General features: G+C 39.4%; 19 protein-coding genes. 6 read left to right on the top strand and 13 right to left on the bottom strand.

Translation table 11 applies throughout. From position 1 onward, the window contains the following. Positions 1–5: 5 nt before the first annotated feature. From rlmC to pheS, 7 genes are all read right to left on the bottom strand, one after another. Complete coding sequence (rlmC, locus tag C9J41_RS15435; RefSeq protein WP_107245328.1) at positions 6–1,151, bottom strand: 23S rRNA (uracil(747)-C(5))-methyltransferase RlmC; 1,146 nt, start codon at positions 1,149–1,151, stop codon at positions 6–8. A gap of 151 nt (positions 1,152–1,302) precedes the next feature. After that, a complete protein-coding gene (gene btuD, locus C9J41_RS15430; protein WP_107205859.1) occupies positions 1,303–2,061 on the bottom strand; it encodes a vitamin B12 ABC transporter ATP-binding protein BtuD in 759 nt (252 codons plus the stop codon). 4 nt (positions 2,062–2,065) lie between these two features. Continuing rightward, positions 2,066–3,058: a vitamin B12 ABC transporter permease BtuC gene (gene btuC, locus C9J41_RS15425; RefSeq protein ID WP_199186998.1), complete on the bottom strand. Its 993-nt coding sequence runs from the start codon at positions 3,056–3,058 to the stop codon at positions 2,066–2,068. Between the two features lie 100 nt (positions 3,059–3,158). After that, positions 3,159–4,202, bottom strand: coding sequence for a succinylglutamate desuccinylase (astE, locus tag C9J41_RS15420; RefSeq protein ID WP_107294755.1), 1,044 nt, complete (start codon positions 4,200–4,202; stop codon positions 3,159–3,161). A gap of 203 nt (positions 4,203–4,405) precedes the next feature. Continuing rightward, complete coding sequence (gene ihfA / locus C9J41_RS15415) at positions 4,406–4,702, bottom strand: integration host factor subunit alpha (RefSeq protein WP_005367406.1); 297 nt, start codon at positions 4,700–4,702, stop codon at positions 4,406–4,408. Between the two features lie 488 nt (positions 4,703–5,190). After that, positions 5,191–7,578, bottom strand: coding sequence for a phenylalanine--tRNA ligase subunit beta (gene pheT, locus C9J41_RS15410; RefSeq protein WP_107245333.1), 2,388 nt, complete (start codon positions 7,576–7,578; stop codon positions 5,191–5,193). A gap of 20 nt (positions 7,579–7,598) precedes the next feature. Further along, positions 7,599–8,582 (bottom strand): phenylalanine--tRNA ligase subunit alpha, encoded by a 984-nt coding sequence (gene pheS, locus C9J41_RS15405; RefSeq protein ID WP_005367402.1) that lies wholly within the window; start codon positions 8,580–8,582, stop codon positions 7,599–7,601. A gap of 745 nt (positions 8,583–9,327) precedes the next feature. Between pheS and C9J41_RS15395 the strand changes: the two genes are divergently transcribed. From C9J41_RS15395 to C9J41_RS15385, 3 genes are all read left to right on the top strand, one after another. Beyond that, positions 9,328–9,573, top strand: coding sequence for a phenylalanyl-tRNA synthetase subunit alpha (locus C9J41_RS15395; RefSeq protein ID WP_107205855.1), 246 nt, complete (start codon positions 9,328–9,330; stop codon positions 9,571–9,573). A gap of 145 nt (positions 9,574–9,718) precedes the next feature. Further along, entirely contained in the window at positions 9,719–9,976 is a 258-nt protein-coding gene (locus C9J41_RS15390; protein ID WP_107205854.1) for a YiaA/YiaB family inner membrane protein, read from the top strand. Between the two features lie 101 nt (positions 9,977–10,077). Further along, on the top strand, positions 10,078–10,440 hold the full coding sequence (locus tag C9J41_RS15385) for a hypothetical protein (RefSeq protein ID WP_146144298.1): 363 nt from the start codon (positions 10,078–10,080) through the stop codon (positions 10,438–10,440). 99 nt (positions 10,441–10,539) lie between these two features. On the opposite strand, the gene rplT is transcribed toward C9J41_RS15385, so the two are convergent. The 5 genes from rplT to yqfB all read right to left on the bottom strand — a co-directional run bounded on the left by rplT (position 10,540) and on the right by yqfB (position 14,246). Further along, positions 10,540–10,893, bottom strand: a complete 354-nt coding sequence (gene rplT / locus C9J41_RS15380) for a 50S ribosomal protein L20 (RefSeq protein WP_005367388.1) — start codon at positions 10,891–10,893, stop codon at positions 10,540–10,542. 44 nt (positions 10,894–10,937) lie between these two features. Further along, positions 10,938–11,132 (bottom strand): 50S ribosomal protein L35, encoded by a 195-nt coding sequence (gene rpmI, locus C9J41_RS15375; RefSeq protein ID WP_005367387.1) that lies wholly within the window; start codon positions 11,130–11,132, stop codon positions 10,938–10,940. Between the two features lie 99 nt (positions 11,133–11,231). Continuing rightward, the gene (infC, locus tag C9J41_RS15370) at positions 11,232–11,783 is read right to left on the bottom strand and encodes a translation initiation factor IF-3 (RefSeq protein WP_107205852.1); all 552 of its coding nucleotides are present in this window, start codon (positions 11,781–11,783) and stop codon (positions 11,232–11,234) included. 3 nt (positions 11,784–11,786) lie between these two features. Further along, positions 11,787–13,718 (bottom strand): threonine--tRNA ligase, encoded by a 1,932-nt coding sequence (gene thrS, locus C9J41_RS15365; protein ID WP_005367384.1) that lies wholly within the window; start codon positions 13,716–13,718, stop codon positions 11,787–11,789. Positions 13,719–13,919: 201 nt separating this feature from the next. Continuing rightward, positions 13,920–14,246 carry a N(4)-acetylcytidine aminohydrolase gene (yqfB, locus tag C9J41_RS15355; RefSeq protein WP_107205850.1) on the bottom strand — a complete coding sequence of 109 codons (327 nt, stop codon included), beginning with the start codon at positions 14,244–14,246 and terminating at the stop codon, positions 13,920–13,922. A gap of 358 nt (positions 14,247–14,604) precedes the next feature. On the opposite strand from yqfB, the gene C9J41_RS15350 reads away from it, so the two are divergent. Together C9J41_RS15350 and C9J41_RS15345 are read left to right on the top strand one after the other, a co-directional pair. Continuing rightward, the gene (locus tag C9J41_RS15350; protein WP_107294753.1) at positions 14,605–15,474 is read left to right on the top strand and encodes a fructosamine kinase family protein; all 870 of its coding nucleotides are present in this window, start codon (positions 14,605–14,607) and stop codon (positions 15,472–15,474) included. Between the two features lie 230 nt (positions 15,475–15,704). Continuing rightward, positions 15,705–15,908, top strand: coding sequence for a CPXCG motif-containing cysteine-rich protein (locus C9J41_RS15345; RefSeq protein ID WP_107245335.1), 204 nt, complete (start codon positions 15,705–15,707; stop codon positions 15,906–15,908). A gap of 61 nt (positions 15,909–15,969) precedes the next feature. On the opposite strand, the gene C9J41_RS15340 is transcribed toward C9J41_RS15345, so the two are convergent. Then, complete coding sequence (locus tag C9J41_RS15340; RefSeq protein ID WP_107205847.1) at positions 15,970–16,578, bottom strand: riboflavin synthase subunit alpha; 609 nt, start codon at positions 16,576–16,578, stop codon at positions 15,970–15,972. Between the two features lie 294 nt (positions 16,579–16,872). Between C9J41_RS15340 and C9J41_RS15335 the strand changes: the two genes are divergently transcribed. Continuing rightward, positions 16,873–17,517: a riboflavin synthase subunit alpha gene (locus tag C9J41_RS15335; RefSeq protein ID WP_107294752.1), complete on the top strand. Its 645-nt coding sequence runs from the start codon at positions 16,873–16,875 to the stop codon at positions 17,515–17,517. Positions 17,518–17,520: the final 3 nt, after the last annotated feature.

Here is a 17,520-nt window from a genome sequence, read left to right as displayed (position 1 = left end):
CAACATTAAATATGTTCAAGTAACACCATAACTTCAACATGCTCTGTGTGCGGGAACATATCAAACCATTGCAACTTCATTACCTTATATCCTGTTAACCTCGCTAAGTCTTGCTCTAGCGTATAAGGGTTACAACTTGAATAAATAATATGTTTTGGTGCAAAATCATTTAGTTGTTGGCACAGTTGTTCACCAATCCCCCGCCTCGGTGGATTCACCAATACTAATTCTGGCGCACTTTTATTTGATTGCGAAAAACTGGTTGAATCTAAAGCTGCAAACCGTAAATTCGTCACCCCCATAATTTCAGCAGAATGTTTAGCACTCTCAATGGCTTCTGGCTCTATTTCGATACCAGTAACATGCTCTACCTCTTCAGCACAATGTAACGCAAAACCACCAACACCACAGAATAAATCCCACATAGAAGCTGGCTTTATCTCACTAACCCAACGTTTTGCTGTTGCATAAAGGCTCTCTGCCACTTTTGGATTGGTTTGAAAAAAGCTTTTAGGTCTTACAACTAATGGAACATGATTAAATTGTTCTAATAAATAATGATCAGAGGTTAAGAAAATTTCTTCTTCCCCTTCTAAGCGTGCCATGTGTACGGGCTGAATATTCACCGATACGACTTTTACCGTAGGAAATGCCGCCATTAGTTCAGGTAAATTATTAACAATACGAGCGATAGCCTCATGGCTTCTCAATACAAATCGAAGCATAAACTCACCTCGACTATCACTGCGTGTTAATAACACAAATTTCAGCTCACCTTTCTTTTTCTTTACGTTATAAGGTGGAATACCAGCACAACGAATCCAACGCTCAATATAGATCAACAACGCTTGCATATCTGCGGGATACAAAGGACAAGTACACAAACTAATCGGTTTAGATCCTGCCGTTGAATCCTCAGTCTGCTTTTGAATACCTAAACATGGTTCATGAGCTGCGCCCAGCACCACCATTTTGGCTTTATTACGATAGCCAGAAATGGCACTTTCTACTGGTGCTAACCATTGCTGTGGGTGATGTTCTGAAAACAAACTACGTAACACATCATCTTTTTGTTTAATCTGCTGCGGATATGAAAGCGAAGCTAAAGGGCACGATTGGCATACCCCTTGAAGTGAGAATGGACAATGCATAGTTCAAACGTTTACAGGAAAAAATGGTAGTCTAACCTGTGAAATAAAAATGACTATTTAGATTACAAATCATCATAATTAAAAATTTTTATCACCCATTTAAATGTCGCATTTTATTACTGCATATCATCAATAAATCAATACCATTTGCCTAATCAACAAATACTAAATTTTCAATGCCTTGATAATTCACTTTTACAATCCCAGTACTAAATACCTTCTCTAACTGTGAAACAATCATTACCTCCTGCGTCCTACCAACAGCAAAACAATGGCCTGCTTCTAGCAATACCACTTTGTCGGCTTCGCGTAATGTCCGATTCAAATCATGGTTAGCCATAATCACTGCGATCCCTTGTGACGCAATCTTCCGTATCAATTTATACATAGACGCTTCTTGGCCAATATCTAAAGATGCAGCGGGTTCATCAAGTAATAGAAATTTAGCGTCGGGATTTAATGCAGGCCAAACTTGTAAACAAGCGGAAGCTAATCTGACTCTCTGCCACTCACCACCAGAAAGTGTTTGTATACTTCGCGATAATTTATCAACAATACCTAAATACCCACACACTTCATCAATTGCAGCTTGTTTAATCACGTCTTTTACTTCACCCAACGCCGTAAAAGACATTAGAAGATACTGGTATACAGGAATGGCAAAATTTGGCTTATCTTGCTGAGACATATAACTACGCACACGCGCTAATGAAGCAAGATCATAATCCATTAGATCAATTCCTTCCAAAGTGACATTGCCAGCCGCAGAAAATAACCCAGAAATAAGCCCTATTGCGGTACTTTTGCCACTACCATTAGGACCAATAAAATGCACGATCTCACCGCTATCAACAGAAAAGGTTAAAGGCTCTAATCGATGTTCAGCAGCAATACGATTAATCATTAACATATTATTAATCCAGTTGTGCTCGCATAAGCATCCAAATAAACACTGGTGCACCCAGTGATGTAGTCACAACGCCAACAGGAAGATCAGCAGAAGGCAGTAAAATACGTGATAACGTATCGGCGAAGGCTAATAATACCCCTCCAGCTAAAGCAGATAACGGCAACAAAAAACGATTTTCTGTGCCTAACATCAAACGTATCAAATGCGGAACAACAAGCCCAATAAAGCCAATAATCCCAGCTAACGCGACAGCACTACCGACTAATAACGATACCATTAAGATCAATTTCCAACGTAGAGTCGCTACGTTCAAGCCAAGTTGCCGCGCATGGAGCTCTCCCAACATTAAAATATCGAGTTTTTTCCCCTGACAACATAAAACAGCTAACACAGGAACAATAAAAAATAGCAAAGAGAGTTGCTGCCAATTAACCCCACCAAGGCTTCCCATAAGCCAGTACATTAACTGTCGCATATTAAGATCATCACTAAAATAAAATGCCCAAGTAATAACAGCACTAGACAAAATACCCAACGCGACACCAATCAGTAATAAACGAGTCATTGAAACACTACGTCGACGTGAGAGCCCTACGAGAATTAATGTAAATAATAATGCGCCTCCCATCGCTGTAAACATGGTAAGCATTGGAGATGGTGCAAATGGCAAAAAGAATAATACTGCAACTAGTGCTAAACTTGCACCACCGGAGATACCCAATACACCCGGCTCTGCTAATGGATTACCAAGTAATACTTGCAGAACGGCACCAGAACTTGCTAAAGCAGCCCCTATAGCCAGAGCAGCTAATAACCGAGGCAGACGTAACTGTAGGAGTAATTGTTGTTCTAAGCCGCCTTCAGGTGCCCATGGTGTGATCCACAACTCCCCAACGGATAAGGAAAAAAAACAAACAAGAATAAGTAGTAAAACTATTAGCCAAAAACTAAACCGCCAGCGTGATTGCTGACGGGCTAATAATGCATTAAGAGACATACGATCCATCGTCAAAATGGTAAAAGCCCCCTACCCTACAACCTTCGTAAAAGAACAAAAGTATGAGATTGTAATAATGAAAAACATGATTTTTTAAAACTTATCCACATAACCGTATCTGCTCATCAAAGATGATATGTGCTTTTTTTACCATTAATGCTGCTCGTTGGCCTAAAGCTACATTCGCATTAGGAAAAACAACAGCCTCTCCTTTTTCATCCGCAATAAACTCTTGTTCTTTATCGCTACCTAAATAGGTGCCTTCTTCGAAAAATGTAAAATTTGGCAAGTCATTCGGAAAAGAGAAATTGAAATCGTCAGATTGCTTCAGCAGAGTGCGGCTAACGCGGTAGACCTCGACATCATTATTCCATGTAATAGGCAAGGAGCTTTCAGTCACCAACTTCATCATCGTTCTACTAAAATGCGCCAATAGCGCTAAATTGTTATTGCCAAAATCTGCAACTTTACCCAGTTCAATCGTCAGCGCTTGTGCGCCATGATATTCCGCACTAAACCAACTAAAAGTAGAAGAAGGATCGTTTGCCAATAACACCGCTTCTATTTTTGCATGCTGAATAAAACTAAACAGACTATTGCTACGTGATAACTTATGGCTATATGGACTAATCGCAAAGGTATAGTGTTCTGAGCGTCGAATTGCACAGTGAAGGTCAAGATGCCACTTTTCTGGTTGAATAGCTGTAGAAGAACCATAAAAGCTATTTACAGCCTCTTGCAGTTGATTTGCAATCGTACAGTCAATGTTCCTTTCTTGATTCCGAACTTTGAATAAACGATTCATATTTTCATCAATGAAGCGTGTTTTGTTATTAATAGCTTCAGGGTGAGCAATAATTAACAGTAACCGATGAACCGGTTCAATATGCCCAAGTAAAATACCTTCCGCTAACTGTTGTATTAATTCTATTGGCGCCGTTTCATTACCATGCACACCAGAAGATAAAACAATATCTTTTGCCGTACTCATTTGCTCTACCGGCGTGATTTGTAGTACACCACGCTGCAACAATTTACAATGAATACCAGATTCCAATATCCATTCGCCGACCGTGAATGGTAATGATAAATCACAAGTTGCCGATAAAAAACGGCCTTTTTTCACTTCATCAACAAACGTCATATTACCTCCATGTACATAAACGTTATGAAATACAATCGCCCAATAGCTTTAACCTCCAGTATAAAACACCAAACTTTAAACACAATAGCAACATAATGACAACCCACAGCCTCATGAAGGTTCACTTATCTCAGCAAGAGGTAATAAAAAACCCAAGAGAATAAATTCACTTGGGTTTCGATTTGACTAAGCGTTAAACGGGCTTATTTAGGTACTTCTAATGTTTCTACACGTGCTTTTAGTTTCTGACCTGGACGGAAAGTGACTACACGACGCGCAGAAATTGGAATATCTTCGCCAGTTTTCGGGTTACGCCCTGGTCTCTCGTTTTTGTCTCGTAAGTCAAAATTACCAAAACCAGACAGTTTTACTTGTTCGCCATTTTCTAGAGCCTTCCTAACTTCTTCAAAGAAGACTTCCACCGTATCCTTGGCGTCCCGTTTGCTTAATCCAACATTCTCAAACAGGTTCTCAGCCAAATCGGCTTTTGTGAGCGCCATAGATAACTCCCTCAAGACTATGTTGAATGTATAGTAACAACACTGGCATCATTCCAATTTGTTACTGTGAATAAGGTTACGTTAATAAGGCTAATAACACCTATAGTTGGTGCTTGAAGAGATTAACATCTCAACTTCCTTATCAACTAGAGTCAAGTCTAAGCCAACTTGCTGATTTCCGCCAACTTTTTTACGTAAACTTCACGTTAATTTCTTAATATATTTTTGCTTCACACACTTTCCATTGTGCAATCAGTTGAAATAAAAACAAAACAGACCAACAATAAAATCATTTAAAAACAAACAGTTATCATCTTATATATTTTATAAAACATAGAAAAAGTAAAAAATATCTATTAATCAGAGTCTTATTAATTTTTTGGAGAAAGATCAAAAAAAAAGCAGCCGTTGCTGGCTGCTTTTAAAAAACAAGGAGTTAAACGCGTCAATATTTTGTAATTAACGCTATTAACTTTTATTGACGAGTCTTAGTCACGTAGTGATGCACCGAACTTTTCAGCAAGTGCAGCAACAATAGCTTCTACTGCTGATGCAATATCGGCTTCTTCTAATGTGCGCTCCGCTGATTGTAGCGTTAGTGCGATTGCAAGGCTCTTGTTACCTTCTTCAACGCCTTTACCCGTGTAAACGTCAAATAGGTTAACATCTGTCAGTAGCTCGCCACCGTTTTCACGACAAGCAGCAACAACATCACCAGCTAATACATCTTCGTTTACCACAACGGCGATATCACGACGGTTTGCAGGGAACTTAGATACAACTACCGCTTCAGGAAGCATACGAGTGTTAATTGCCGCCCACTCGATTTCAAACATGATTGTACGACCATTCAAACCGAACTTACGCTCTAGCTCTGGGTGTACAGTACCAATGAAACCAACTTCTTTGCCGTCAACAACGATTGCTGCTGATTGGCCAGGGTGAAGTGCTGGGTGTTTAGCGGCTTTGAAACTAAATGCTGCTTCATTAGCTGTTAGCTCAAGTACGGCTTCTACGTCACCTTTAAGATCAAAGAAATCTACAGTGTTAGTTGCAATATCCCAGTGCTCATCACTACGGTTACCTGCAATCACACCAGCAAGCATCATTTCTTGACGCATACCGTTTTCTGCTGATTGCTCAGGAACAAAACGTAAGCCCGCTTCAAATAGACGAACACGTGGTTGCTGACGCTTCTGGTTGAACACAACTGTATTTAGTAAGCCAGTCCACAAGCTTAAACGCATTGCTGACATATCTGCAGAAATTGGGAAAGGCAGAATCAATGGCTCAATTTCAGGCACGATAAGTTTTTGTTGCTCAGGCTCAACGAAGCTGTAAGTAATCGCTTCTTGGTAACCACGATCAACAAGCAGATCACGTACACGCTTAAGCGGAAGGTTCGCTTCTTTGTGTAAGTTCATGCTTAGTGCAGCAACTGGCGATTGATTTGGAATGTTGTTGTAGCCGAAGATACGACCCACTTCTTCCACTAAATCTTCTTCAATTGCCATGTCAAAACGCCACGCAGGTGCTGTTGCTTTCCAGCCAGCATCTGTAGTTTCAACGTCACAGCCTAGACGTGTTAGGATTTCAACCACTTCCTCAGAAGCAATTGAGTGGCCTAATAGACGGTCTAACTTAGTGCGACGAAGTTCAATCGTTGCAGCTTTTGGCAAATCAGCTTCTGATTCAGCTTCAACGATTGGCGCAACTTCACCACCACAAATTTCAACGATAAGTGCTGTTGCACGCTCCATCGCCTTCATTTGTAGTGTTGCATCAACACCACGCTCAAAGCGGTGTGAAGAATCAGTGTGTAGACCATAGCTACGAGCACGACCACGGATAGCATCAGGAGCGAAGAATGCACACTCAAGTAGTACGTCTTTCGTCTCAGTGTTAACACCAGAGAACTCCCCACCGAAGATACCAGCAATCGCTAGTGCTTGCTTGTTATCAGCAATGACTAGGGTGTTGTCGTTAAGTTCAGCTTCGTTACCGTCAAGAAGTGTTAGTTTCTCACCTTGCTCTGCCATACGAACAACGATGCCACCGTCGATCTTAGCAAGATCGAATGCGTGCATTGGTTGACCCATTTCAAGCAATACGTAGTTAGTGATATCTACAATTGGATCAATTGAGCGTGTACCACAACGACGTAGTTTTTCTTGCATCCATAATGGTGTTTCAGCTTGAACATTAACATTACGAACAATACGACCAAGGTAACGTGGACATGCCGCAGGTGCTTTAACATCAATAGCAATAGTGTCAGCAGCTGTAGGTGCAACGATCTCAAATTGAGGCTCAGTGACTTCAGCACGGTTAAGTACGCCAACTTCACGAGCAAGACCTGCAATACTTAGACAGTCAGCACGGTTAGCAGTTAGATCAACGTCGATAGTAACATCGTCAAGACCTAGGAATTCACGGAAGTCAGTACCTAATACTGCATCCTCTGCAAGTTCCATGATGCCGTCAGATTCAACATCAATACCTAGCTCAGTGAATGAACAAAGCATACCGTGAGAAGGTTGACCGCGTAGTTTTGCTTTCTTAATTTTAAAATCACCAGGAAGCACAGCACCAACCGTTGCAACCGCAACCTTGATACCTTGACGGCAGTTAGATGCGCCACAAACGATGTCTAGAAGCTCTTCAGCACCTACATCCACTTTTGTAACACGAAGTTTATCTGCGTCTGGGTGTTGTGCACACTCAACCACTTGACCCACTTTAACGCCAGTGAATTCACCAGCAACTGCTTCAATACCGTCAACTTCCAGACCAGCCATTGTGATCTGGTGAGCTAGCTCTTCGCTGTTTACTGCAGGATTAACCCACTCGCGTAGCCAAGATTCAGAGAATTTCATAGATTTCTAGCCCCTAGTGCTTACTTAAACTGTTTTAGGAAACGTAAGTCGTTCTCAAAGAACGCACGTAAATCGTTAACGCCGTAACGAAGCATAGTTAGACGCTCAACGCCCATACCAAATGCAAAGCCTGAGTATTTCTCAGGATCGATGTTAACTGAACGTAGAACATTAGGGTGTACCATGCCGCAGCCTAATACTTCTAACCACTTACCATTCTTGCCTTTTACATCAACCTCAGCTGAAGGCTCTGTAAATGGGAAGAACGAAGGACGGAAACGTACTTCAACTTCTTCTTCAAAGAAATTACAAAGGAAATCGTGAAGAATACCTTTTAGTTGCGCAAAGTTTACGTTTTCATCAACTAACATACCTTCCACTTGGTGGAACATTGGTGTGTGAGTTTGATCGTAGTCATTACGGTAAACACGACCAGGAGCAATGAAACGGAATGGCGGTTGACCATTTTCCATTGTACGGATCTGAACACCTGATGTGTGCGTACGTAGCATTAGATCTGGGTTAAAGAAGAACGTATCGTGGTCGGTACGTGCTGGATGATCTTCAGCAATATTTAGCGCATCGAAGTTGTGGAAAGCATCTTCGATTTCAGGGCCAGCTTCAGTTGTAAAACCAAGCTCACCAAAGAAACTTTCAATACGCTCAATGGTACGTGTTACTGGGTGTAAGCCACCATTTTCAATACGACGACCAGGCAGAGAAACATCGATAGTCTCAGCCGCAAGCTTAGCTTCAAGCTCTGCACGTTGTAGGCCATCTTTACGCTCTACAAGGAGTGTTTGCACTGCTTGTTTCGCTTTGTTGATCTCTTGACCAGCTGTACGACGTTCTTCTGGTGGTAATTTACCTAGGGCTTGAAGTTGAAGAGTTAAGTGACCCTTCTTACCTAGGAATTGAACTCGGACTTCGTCCAGAGCGACTAATGAATCAGCCTGCTCAATAGCTGCCGTTGCGTTGGCAATAATCTCGTCTAGATGTTGCATCGTATCCTCATCCACCCACAGGTGGCGTCCTTAAGGGAGATATAAAATCGCGTATTGATACATACTAAAGAAAGCAGCGTCTAAATCCAAATTGAATCGTACTAAAAGCGCAAGTTTGGACGAAAAAAAAACGTCTTTATCAGTTGAACGGCAAAAATTGAGGATTTCAATCAATTAGCGCCTAACAATAAGAAAATCATTACATTGTATGAGCATTCCTATTTATCATTTTTTACGTATCAAACTTTCTCTACTGAGTGTAATTTTATTACGTCTTTTTTGAGGGAATAACAGTGGACATTAAAGATTTCACAGCACTATTAAAAATCTTAAGAGTCACATTACTGCTTTGTATTGCCCTCATAATCATGGCCAATATGGGTATGTTCTCTAGCATGCCTATTATGGTTAAAGAACCGTTAATAACTCAGTTTTATATCGACTATATACATGTGCTGTATTACTTTGCTTTTAATGGTTTATTTGTGGGATTTCTCATCTCTTTATTAATGAGTTTTAAACACACTAAAACACAGACCAAAAACTATATTCAGCAACATTGAGACCCTTTTATTTGTTAAATAAAAACCAAAATTGATAACAAAATATCAATATAGATACGCAATCATTATCGTCGCTTTTTTTATACTTCTGACGATAAATAGTGAAATTAATTATCAAACCTGTTTTAAAATTACATTTTTCAGTGTAAATTATGATCAAAATCAAAGTTAGGAAGTCTCTGATGAACAATAAAGATCTAGCTGCACTATTAAAAATCTCAACAATTGCAATGATCCTTTGCACCGCATTACTTGCTCTTGGTAACTACGGCCTAGCGCATTCAATGCCTATTAACTCAGCTGCAGGATTTAACATTGTTAACCTTGTATTCTTCATTGGTCTTAACGCTCTTTTAGTTCCATTCCTTGCGTTTCTATTTAAAACTCGTGCTCGCGCAAACAAGCAGCGTCGTATGATTAAAGCATAAGTTTTATTTTCTTTAATTTTTAAACCAGCACCTCTTTCTAAAGTGCTGGTTTTTTTATATCTGATAAAAATAAAATACACTGTTGAATTATTTAGCAATATCACATATCATAATCGAACACTGTTTTATTTAATTAGGATATAACATGAAAAAACAAGATAACTATTGGTTAACGTATGCTAAGGCTACTTTTGTCATTGCGACCATCGCAATGATCATTAGTATCGTCAAATTACCGGGCGATTTAATCGTGAAAGGCTATTACAGTATTTGTAGCTTATTTCTTGTCAGTGCAACGATCACTTTAAGTAAAGCTATTCGTGATGAATCTGAATCAAATCGTTTAATCAATCGAATAGAAGAAGCGAAAACAGCTAAATTACTTAATGAGCTCGATGAATAACATAGCTATCAGCCATGACGAATATTTCCTTCAAATACCTCTACTTTCAATATTCGCAATTAAAACAAGTCATAACAACATTGGAAGTAAAGAAGAGTCAGTTGCTTGAGGATGAAAAATGCCTCAAGCAGCAACTTACCGATGCTGATCAACATTTCTTAATGCTTATTAACAATCCACTACCAGAGCCTCACCCTTCTAGACCAAGAATATTAAAAGATAACCCTCAATTAAAACCTAAATGCACAAAGCCTATTCACCATGCTTTATTTGCATTAAGTAAACAGCAACAACAATTAAACAAAGATCTCATCAAACGACAAAAATATAAGGAGAAGACTAAACGTCTTTTAATTCTTTTTAAAAAAGCAATATCTAATGAAGCTTACTTAGATATGGAGCATAGAATGCAAATAGAACAATTGAGTTTACAGTTAGAGCTATTACTTGCAAGCCATCTATAAATCAATAGAGAAGTGAATATTTAGAAGAAATAAGTATGATATACAACGAAAAAAGGAGAGCCAAGGCTCTCCTTTTAACTTAAAAACTAAACTGAGAAATTACAGTGCAGCTTTTGCCTTTTCCACAAGAACAGTGAAAGTAGCTTTGTCGAATACAGCGATATCTGCAAGGATCTTACGATCGATTTCGATAGATGCTTTCTTCAGACCGTTGATTAGACGGCTGTAAGACATACCATTTTGACGTGCAGCAGCGTTGATACGTGCAATCCAAAGTTGACGGAAAGTACGTTTCTTCTGACGACGGTCACGGTAAGCGTATTGACCAGCTTTAGTAACAGCTTGGAAAGCTACGCGGTAAACACGTGAACGTGCACCGTAATAGCCTTTAGCTTGTTTAAGAACTTTCTTGTGACGTGCACGCGCTTGTACACCACGTTTTACGCGAGGCATAGGAGACTCCTAACTAAAATAATAAAATATAAAACTAAAAACGATTAAGCGAACGGAAGCATACGAGCAACTGCAGCCACTTCACACTTAGGAAGGATTGCATTTGGACGAAGCTGACGTTTGTTCTTAGTAGTACGTTTAGTCAGGATGTGACGCTTAGTAGCGTGCTTAAACTTAAAGCCACCAGCTGTTTTTTTGAAGCGCTTAGCTGCGCCACGATTTGTTTTCATCTTTGGCATGAGATGATAACTCCGCATTGTTGATAGTTAATAATCACAGTAATAGGGCGAACAAAAAGCGCTGCTTAAGCAGCGCTTTTAGCTACTTGAATGCCTTTATTACTTCTTCTTTGGGGCAAGCATCATGGTCATTTGACGACCTTCTACTCGATTAGGGAAGCTTTCACAAACCGCGATTTCTTCAAGCTCACTCTTAATACGATTTAGAAGTTCAATACCAATGCCTTGGTGGGCCATTTCACGACCACGGAAACGTAGCGTTACTTTACCCTTGTTGCCCTCTTCTAAAAAGCGAGTCAGGTTGCGTAGTTTTACCTGATAGTCGCCTTCGTCTGTACCAGGTCGGAATTTAACTTCCTTGATCTGGATTTGTTTCTGGTTTTTCTTTTGCTCTTTAGCAGCCTTGCTCTTCTCGAACAGGTACTTGCCATAGTCCATCACACGACAAACTGGTGGCTCGGCATTAGGGCTAATTTCAACTAGATCCACACCAGCGTCTAGAGCAACTTCCATTGCTTCATCAAGTGAAACAACACCAACTGATTCGCCATCAAGGCCAGTCAGGCGAACTTCACGTACGCCACGAATTTCTTCATTTAGACGATGCGCGTTTTGCTTAACTGGTGCTTGGGTTCTTTTTCCGCCTTTAATACCTTATTCCTCCACAATATTGAGCTTACGACTGCTAATTTCTTCTTGCATAAATGCAACAAGTTCATCAATCTTGAATTTACCCAAATCTTTACCCTTGCGAGTACGAACTGCTACAACGCCTGCTTCGACTTCTTTGTCGCCACAAACCAGCATGAAAGGCACTCGCTTCAAAGTATGTTCGCGGATTTTAAAGCCAATCTTCTCATTTCTCAAGTCCGCATTGACTCTAATTCCACATTTTTTCAATTTTTCTACAATTTCTTGCACATATTCTGACTGAGCATCAGTAATATTCATCACTACAGCTTGTTGAGGCGCTAACCATGTTGGGAAGAAGCCTGCATAATCTTCGATAAGAATACCGATGAAACGCTCTAGTGAGCCAAGAATTGCACGGTGAATCATAACCGGTGTGTGACGTTCATTATCTTCACCTACATAAGTAGCGCCTAAACGCTCTGGTAATGCAAAATCTAGCTGAACGGTGCCACACTGCCATGCGCGATCAAGGCAATCGTGAAGAGTGAACTCGATCTTAGGACCGTAGAACGCACCCTCACCTTCTTGAATTTCAAATGGAATTTCCATTGATTCAAGCGCGGTAATTAAGTCTGATTCAGCTTTATCCCACATTGCATCAGAACCTACACGTTTTTCAGGACGTGTTGATAATTTAACAACAATGTTGTCGAAGCCGAATGTCTTGTACGTATCATACACCATTTCGATGCAAGATGTAACTTCTTGTTGTACTTGAGCTTCTGTACAGAAAATATGCGCATCATCTTGGGTGAAACCACGTACACGCATAATGCCGTGAAGTGAACCTGATGGTTCGTTACGGTGACATGAGCCAAACTCAGCCATACGCAATGGAAGATCACGGTATGATTTCAGACCTTGATTAAAGATCTGTACGTGACCTGGGCAGTTCATTGGCTTGATAGCGTATTCACGGTTCTCAGAACTTGTTGTGAACATCGCATCTGCGTACTTATCCCAGTGACCAGAACGTTCCCAAAGCACACGATCCATCATTAGAGGACCTTTAACTTCTTGGTAATCGTATTCATTTAGTTTTTCACGAATGAATACTTCTAGCTCACGGAAGATAGTCCAACCGTTGTGATGCCAGAACACCATACCCGGTGCTTCTTGCTGCATATGGAACAGATCAAGTTGCTTGCCGATTTTACGGTGATCACGCTTAGCCGCTTCTTCTAAACGAGTAAGGTGTGCTTTTAATGCTTTTTTATCGTGGAATGCAGTACCGTAGATACGTTGAAGCATCTTATTGTCGCTATTACCACGCCAGTATGCACCCGCAACGCTTAATAGTTTGAAGTTTTGACAGAAGCCCATGTGAGGTACGTGTGGACCACGACACATATCAATGTATTCTTCGTGGTGGTAAAGACCTGGACGGTCATCACGCGCTACGTTCTCATCAAGAATTTCAATTTTGTAAGTTTCGCCGCGAGCATCAAATGCATCACGTGCTTCTTGCCAGCTTACTTTTTTCTTAACAACCTGGTATTTGGTTTTAGCAAGCTCAACCATGCGCTTCTCAATCACTTCAAGATCTTCTTGAGTTAGTGATTGCTCTAAGTCGATATCGTAGTAGAAACCGTTATCGATTGTAGGACCAATAGCCATTTTTGCATCTGGGTAAAGCTGCTTAATTGCATGGCCTAATAGGTGAGCACATGAGTGACGTACAATCTCTAAACCATCGACTTCATCTTTTGCAGTGATGATTTCAAGGCTTGCGTCGTTTTCAATTAGATCACATGCATCTACGCGTACACCATCAACACGCCCTGCGATCGTTGCTTTAGCAAGACCAGGACCGATTGAAAGTGCCACGTCCATAGTTGATACAGGCGCGTCGAATTGACGTTGACTACCGTCAGGAAGAGTAATTACAGGCATGAATAATGTCCTTTAACAGTGGTGCCACACACCAAGTAGCACATGTTGAATTTATAAAGCTTTCAGAAGCTTTTACGAATAAAAAACGCCTTACTTTCGATACCGCAATACTGAGCGGCACACTAAAAGAAAAGCGAGCCTGTACTATAGCAAACGGATTAAAAGGATTGCAAAGAATCCTCTTAAATTAATAACAATAATTTAGTCAACGAGGGTGTAACTAACAACGTACAGTTTTTCTATCCCAGGATAGATATCTTGAATAACGCTTTTAAGCACATCGAGTGTCATATTTTCTTGTTTAGCATGAAAATCATTTAGTTCAGAAAACAAGATAGGCTCTACCCTATCGATTTGTAAGGTACAAAATTCACGGCCATCTTCAAATGTGGAGACTTTTACTTGTGAACCTGGAACATAATGACTTTCAGACTCATCACGAATAGTGATTGTCTTTTTTCCTGAAAGTATATCGGCTTCAAAACGTTCAAAAAATGTCATGTCTGTTGGTATGATTTTCTGGTTCATATTTTATATCCTTTCCTAAAAGTAATGTGCTGTAGATTACCTGCATTCTCAACGTGAATACATTTTGTTTTGTAAGTATCTTTATCAATTAGTGTCTAATTACTTTTTATTGAATCGCCATCTAAGATTTACGCATATTTTTACGATGTGATTATTTTTTATTTAAAAAAGAAGAACATATATTTTATGCGGTGGTTTATTTTAATACTTTGTTTTTGTTGTTCTTTCTATCGTCTGAATTCTAAGTTTTTAAAAACAGTAACTAAAATCACACTGAGTTCACATTTCTTCACTCGATATATAGTCTAAGATGTTGATAGACAAGTTGTATACATAAGTTTCAGTGCGGAGGATGATTATGTGGCAAGCCATTTCTCACCAACTGTCAGATGTACTAGGTCGACCATTTAAGATTATTGAGCGACAAACGCTTGAAGGGGGCGATGTCAATGAATGCTATTGCGTTAGCGATGGTGAACAACGTTTTTTTCTCAAACTCAATGATAAAGAACAGCTCGTTGTCTTTGAAACTGAATCAGAAAGTTTACGTATTCTTAATGAAGCCAATTGTGTTCAAGTACCTCAGTATATCCATGTTGGTACATGCCGCGATAAATCCTTCCTCACACTGAATTATTTACCAACAAAAAAAGTCGATGATAATGCTGGTTATCAATTAGGTCAGCAATTAGCAAAACTGCATTTATGGGGTGAGCAAGCTGAATACGGTTTTGATTTTGATAATTATGTTGGTTTAACGCCACAACCTAACCGTTGGCATCGCCGGTGGTGTCGTTTTTTTGCAGAGCAACGTATCGCATGGCAATTACAACTATGTGAAGAAAGAGGCATTATATTTGGTAATATTGACATTATTACTAGCAATGTCATTAAACACTTAGTTAACCACCAGCCGAAACCTTCTTTATTACATGGCGATTTATGGCATGGCAATACTGCTCTAACTGTATCTGGCCCAATTATTTTTGATCCCGCCACATACTGGGGGGATCGCGAATGTGATATTGCTATGACAGAACTGTTCGGTGGTTTCCCAAACAGCTTTTATAAGGGTTACAATTCAGTCTATCCTCTTCCCCCCGAGTATCAAGAGCGTAAAGAGCTTTATAACCTTTATCATATTCTTAATCACTGCATACTCTTTGGTGGCGAATATATGGGCCAAGCCGAATACATTATAGCCAAGCTTAATCTATTAGATGAGTAATTAAATTCTATGTATGTGTCGACGTAAGGTATGTATAAGCTTTTGCATATCTTTCGTCGTACATTAGTTTTCATTGATAGCTATTATCACCACAGTAAAATAAGTTTACCTGCAAACGCTTTTGCCAGCGTCTAGGCTATCAATAGTATTTTTAGTTATAGCGAATATTATCAACATAACCTAAATTAAATTTGCTGCTGATAACTGACTGCGAGTGAAGGAGTGCAATAATGAAAAACTATTCAGAACAAAGCGTTACCTGTCCCCATTGTGGACAAATCATACGCATTGAATTAGATGCAAGCGCTGGTAGCCAAGAGTTTTATGATGATTGCTCTGCATGCTGTAATCCAATTCATATCAATATGCAGGTTGATGATCTCCACAAAACCATTAATTTATTTATCGATGCTGATGACGAGCAAATTTTTTAATACTAATTCCATGATCAATTAACTAGACCAGTTACGCTAAGCGGTCTAGTTAATCTCTCGTTTATGATTTTGCTGCCATTACACGCTCAACAGTATCAACTATCGCTTGGGTTTGAGGATCTATTTCAATATTAATCACATCACCAATAACACGACTTTTTAAATTTGTACGCTGTAATGTTTCAGGGATTAAATTCACATTGAAACGATTTTCGACCACATCACCTATGGTGAGGCTTATACCATCAATCCCTATATAGCCTTTAGTGAATACATACTTCATCTGTGCTTGCGGTAAAGTAAACCAGATCTGGTGATTATTTTCTGATGTAACAACATTAGATACTTCTGCTGTACACATAATATGTCCAGACATAGAGTGCCCACCGATTTCATCGCCAAACTTTGCTGCACGCTCAACATTGACGACATCACCTTCTTTTACTAAACCAAGATTAGTGATATTTAGTGTCTCTTGCATCAAATCAAATGACCACAAATCATCATTAATCTCCGCCACTGTCAGACAACAGCCGTTGTGAGCAACCGAAGCCCCTAGCTCTACATTACTTAATAAATTAGCAGGCATACGTATTACGTGAGTTTGAAAATCTTGTTTCTTACTAATCGAAATAATTTCTGCTGTTCCCTGTACAATTCCCGTAAACATAACGCTCCTAACTGAGTTAATAATTAACTTAGGCTGTTAATCAATATCTTGATTTTATAGCTCTTTTTTATAGAAAAACTATCAAATAAGCCAATATTTAAAAATGAGTATTCAATGTCTTACTTTTACTTTTCTTATACAGCATTGATTAACCTTTTCTATGTTATTTACCAATGACAATTAATTGTCAAAAAAACAACTTGGCAATGAAATCCATATCCCTTCTGGGAATAAAGTTATAAAGTGTATTCTTACAGCAATAAGATAACGAATACAAAATAATATAGGTATATTATGACTATTGATGTCGCTAATGATGCCATGCCAATAAACACTAAAAAAAACCATTCTTGTACAACATTACGTATTACGCTAATAACGTTAATTACGATCTTATCGTGTTATTATCTTTGGGTTTTATATAAAGCAGTAACCCCGAACGTAAGTATTGCGTATAAGGCGTATTACATTAAAACTCAGACTCTCTTTTGGCAGCCTAAAGAGCCTAACCTTGCTCTAAAGATTCCATCAGCGCTAGAACTTTCAACAAAAGTTCCCTATTTATCACGCGCAGGATGGAATGAAGACGCTGATAATGGTGCTCGATTACTAACAAGTACTGGCGGGTTTTATTTCACGCTTCCGCATAAGGTAAAGCAAAAGGTTAAAGTCAGTATCACATTAGCATCTTCACTATCCTCACCATTGCACTTTTCAGTAAACCAATGGCATGGCGTTTTTGCACCAACAAAACAATCTAATGTGTTTGATGCCATTATCCCAGCATCTGCATTTAAGTCTGGCGATACATTACAAACATTGCAGATAAAGGCATTAACACCGTTGGCATTTAAGTTGGTGGACTTTGCCTTTTTATCTAAAAACGATAGTCATCAAGCAACAAAACCAACAATCGCGTCACCTTTTAATGATCAATAACTA

It is taken from the genome of Photobacterium sp. GB-50 (genome assembly GCF_003026755.1).
Lineage (GTDB): Bacteria > Pseudomonadota > Gammaproteobacteria > Enterobacterales > Vibrionaceae > Photobacterium.
This window is presented reverse-complemented; position numbering and strand designations above follow the sequence as displayed.

Bases quoted from the DNA above. Each gene is read 5' to 3' on its own strand.
- C9J41_RS15335 (WP_107294752.1), top strand. From the start codon at position 16,873: ATGACTATTGATGTCGCTAATGATGCCATGCCAATAAACACTAAAAAA.
- C9J41_RS15395 (WP_107205855.1), top strand. From the start codon at position 9,328: ATGAACAATAAAGATCTAGCTGCACTATTAAAAATCTCAACAATTGCA.
- C9J41_RS15390 (WP_107205854.1), top strand. From the start codon at position 9,719: ATGAAAAAACAAGATAACTATTGGTTAACGTATGCTAAGGCTACTTTT.
- yqfB (WP_107205850.1), bottom strand. From the start codon at position 14,246: ATGAACCAGAAAATCATACCAACAGACATGACATTTTTTGAACGTTTT.
- thrS (WP_005367384.1), bottom strand. From the start codon at position 13,718: ATGCCTGTAATTACTCTTCCTGACGGTAGTCAACGTCAATTCGACGCG.
- pheT (WP_107245333.1), bottom strand. From the start codon at position 7,578: ATGAAATTCTCTGAATCTTGGCTACGCGAGTGGGTTAATCCTGCAGTA.
- ihfA (WP_005367406.1), bottom strand. From the start codon at position 4,702: ATGGCGCTCACAAAAGCCGATTTGGCTGAGAACCTGTTTGAGAATGTT.
- rlmC (WP_107245328.1), bottom strand. From the start codon at position 1,151: ATGCATTGTCCATTCTCACTTCAAGGGGTATGCCAATCGTGCCCTTTA.
- C9J41_RS15350 (WP_107294753.1), top strand. From the start codon at position 14,605: ATGTGGCAAGCCATTTCTCACCAACTGTCAGATGTACTAGGTCGACCA.
- rpmI (WP_005367387.1), bottom strand. From the start codon at position 11,132: ATGCCAAAGATGAAAACAAATCGTGGCGCAGCTAAGCGCTTCAAAAAA.
- rplT (WP_005367388.1), bottom strand. From the start codon at position 10,893: ATGCCTCGCGTAAAACGTGGTGTACAAGCGCGTGCACGTCACAAGAAA.
- btuD (WP_107205859.1), bottom strand. From the start codon at position 2,061: ATGTTAATGATTAATCGTATTGCTGCTGAACATCGATTAGAGCCTTTA.
- btuC (WP_199186998.1), bottom strand. From the start codon at position 3,058: ATGTCTCTTAATGCATTATTAGCCCGTCAGCAATCACGCTGGCGGTTT.
- C9J41_RS15340 (WP_107205847.1), bottom strand. From the start codon at position 16,578: ATGTTTACGGGAATTGTACAGGGAACAGCAGAAATTATTTCGATTAGT.
- pheS (WP_005367402.1), bottom strand. From the start codon at position 8,582: ATGCAACATCTAGACGAGATTATTGCCAACGCAACGGCAGCTATTGAG.
- C9J41_RS15345 (WP_107245335.1), top strand. From the start codon at position 15,705: ATGAAAAACTATTCAGAACAAAGCGTTACCTGTCCCCATTGTGGACAA.
- astE (WP_107294755.1), bottom strand. From the start codon at position 4,202: ATGACGTTTGTTGATGAAGTGAAAAAAGGCCGTTTTTTATCGGCAACT.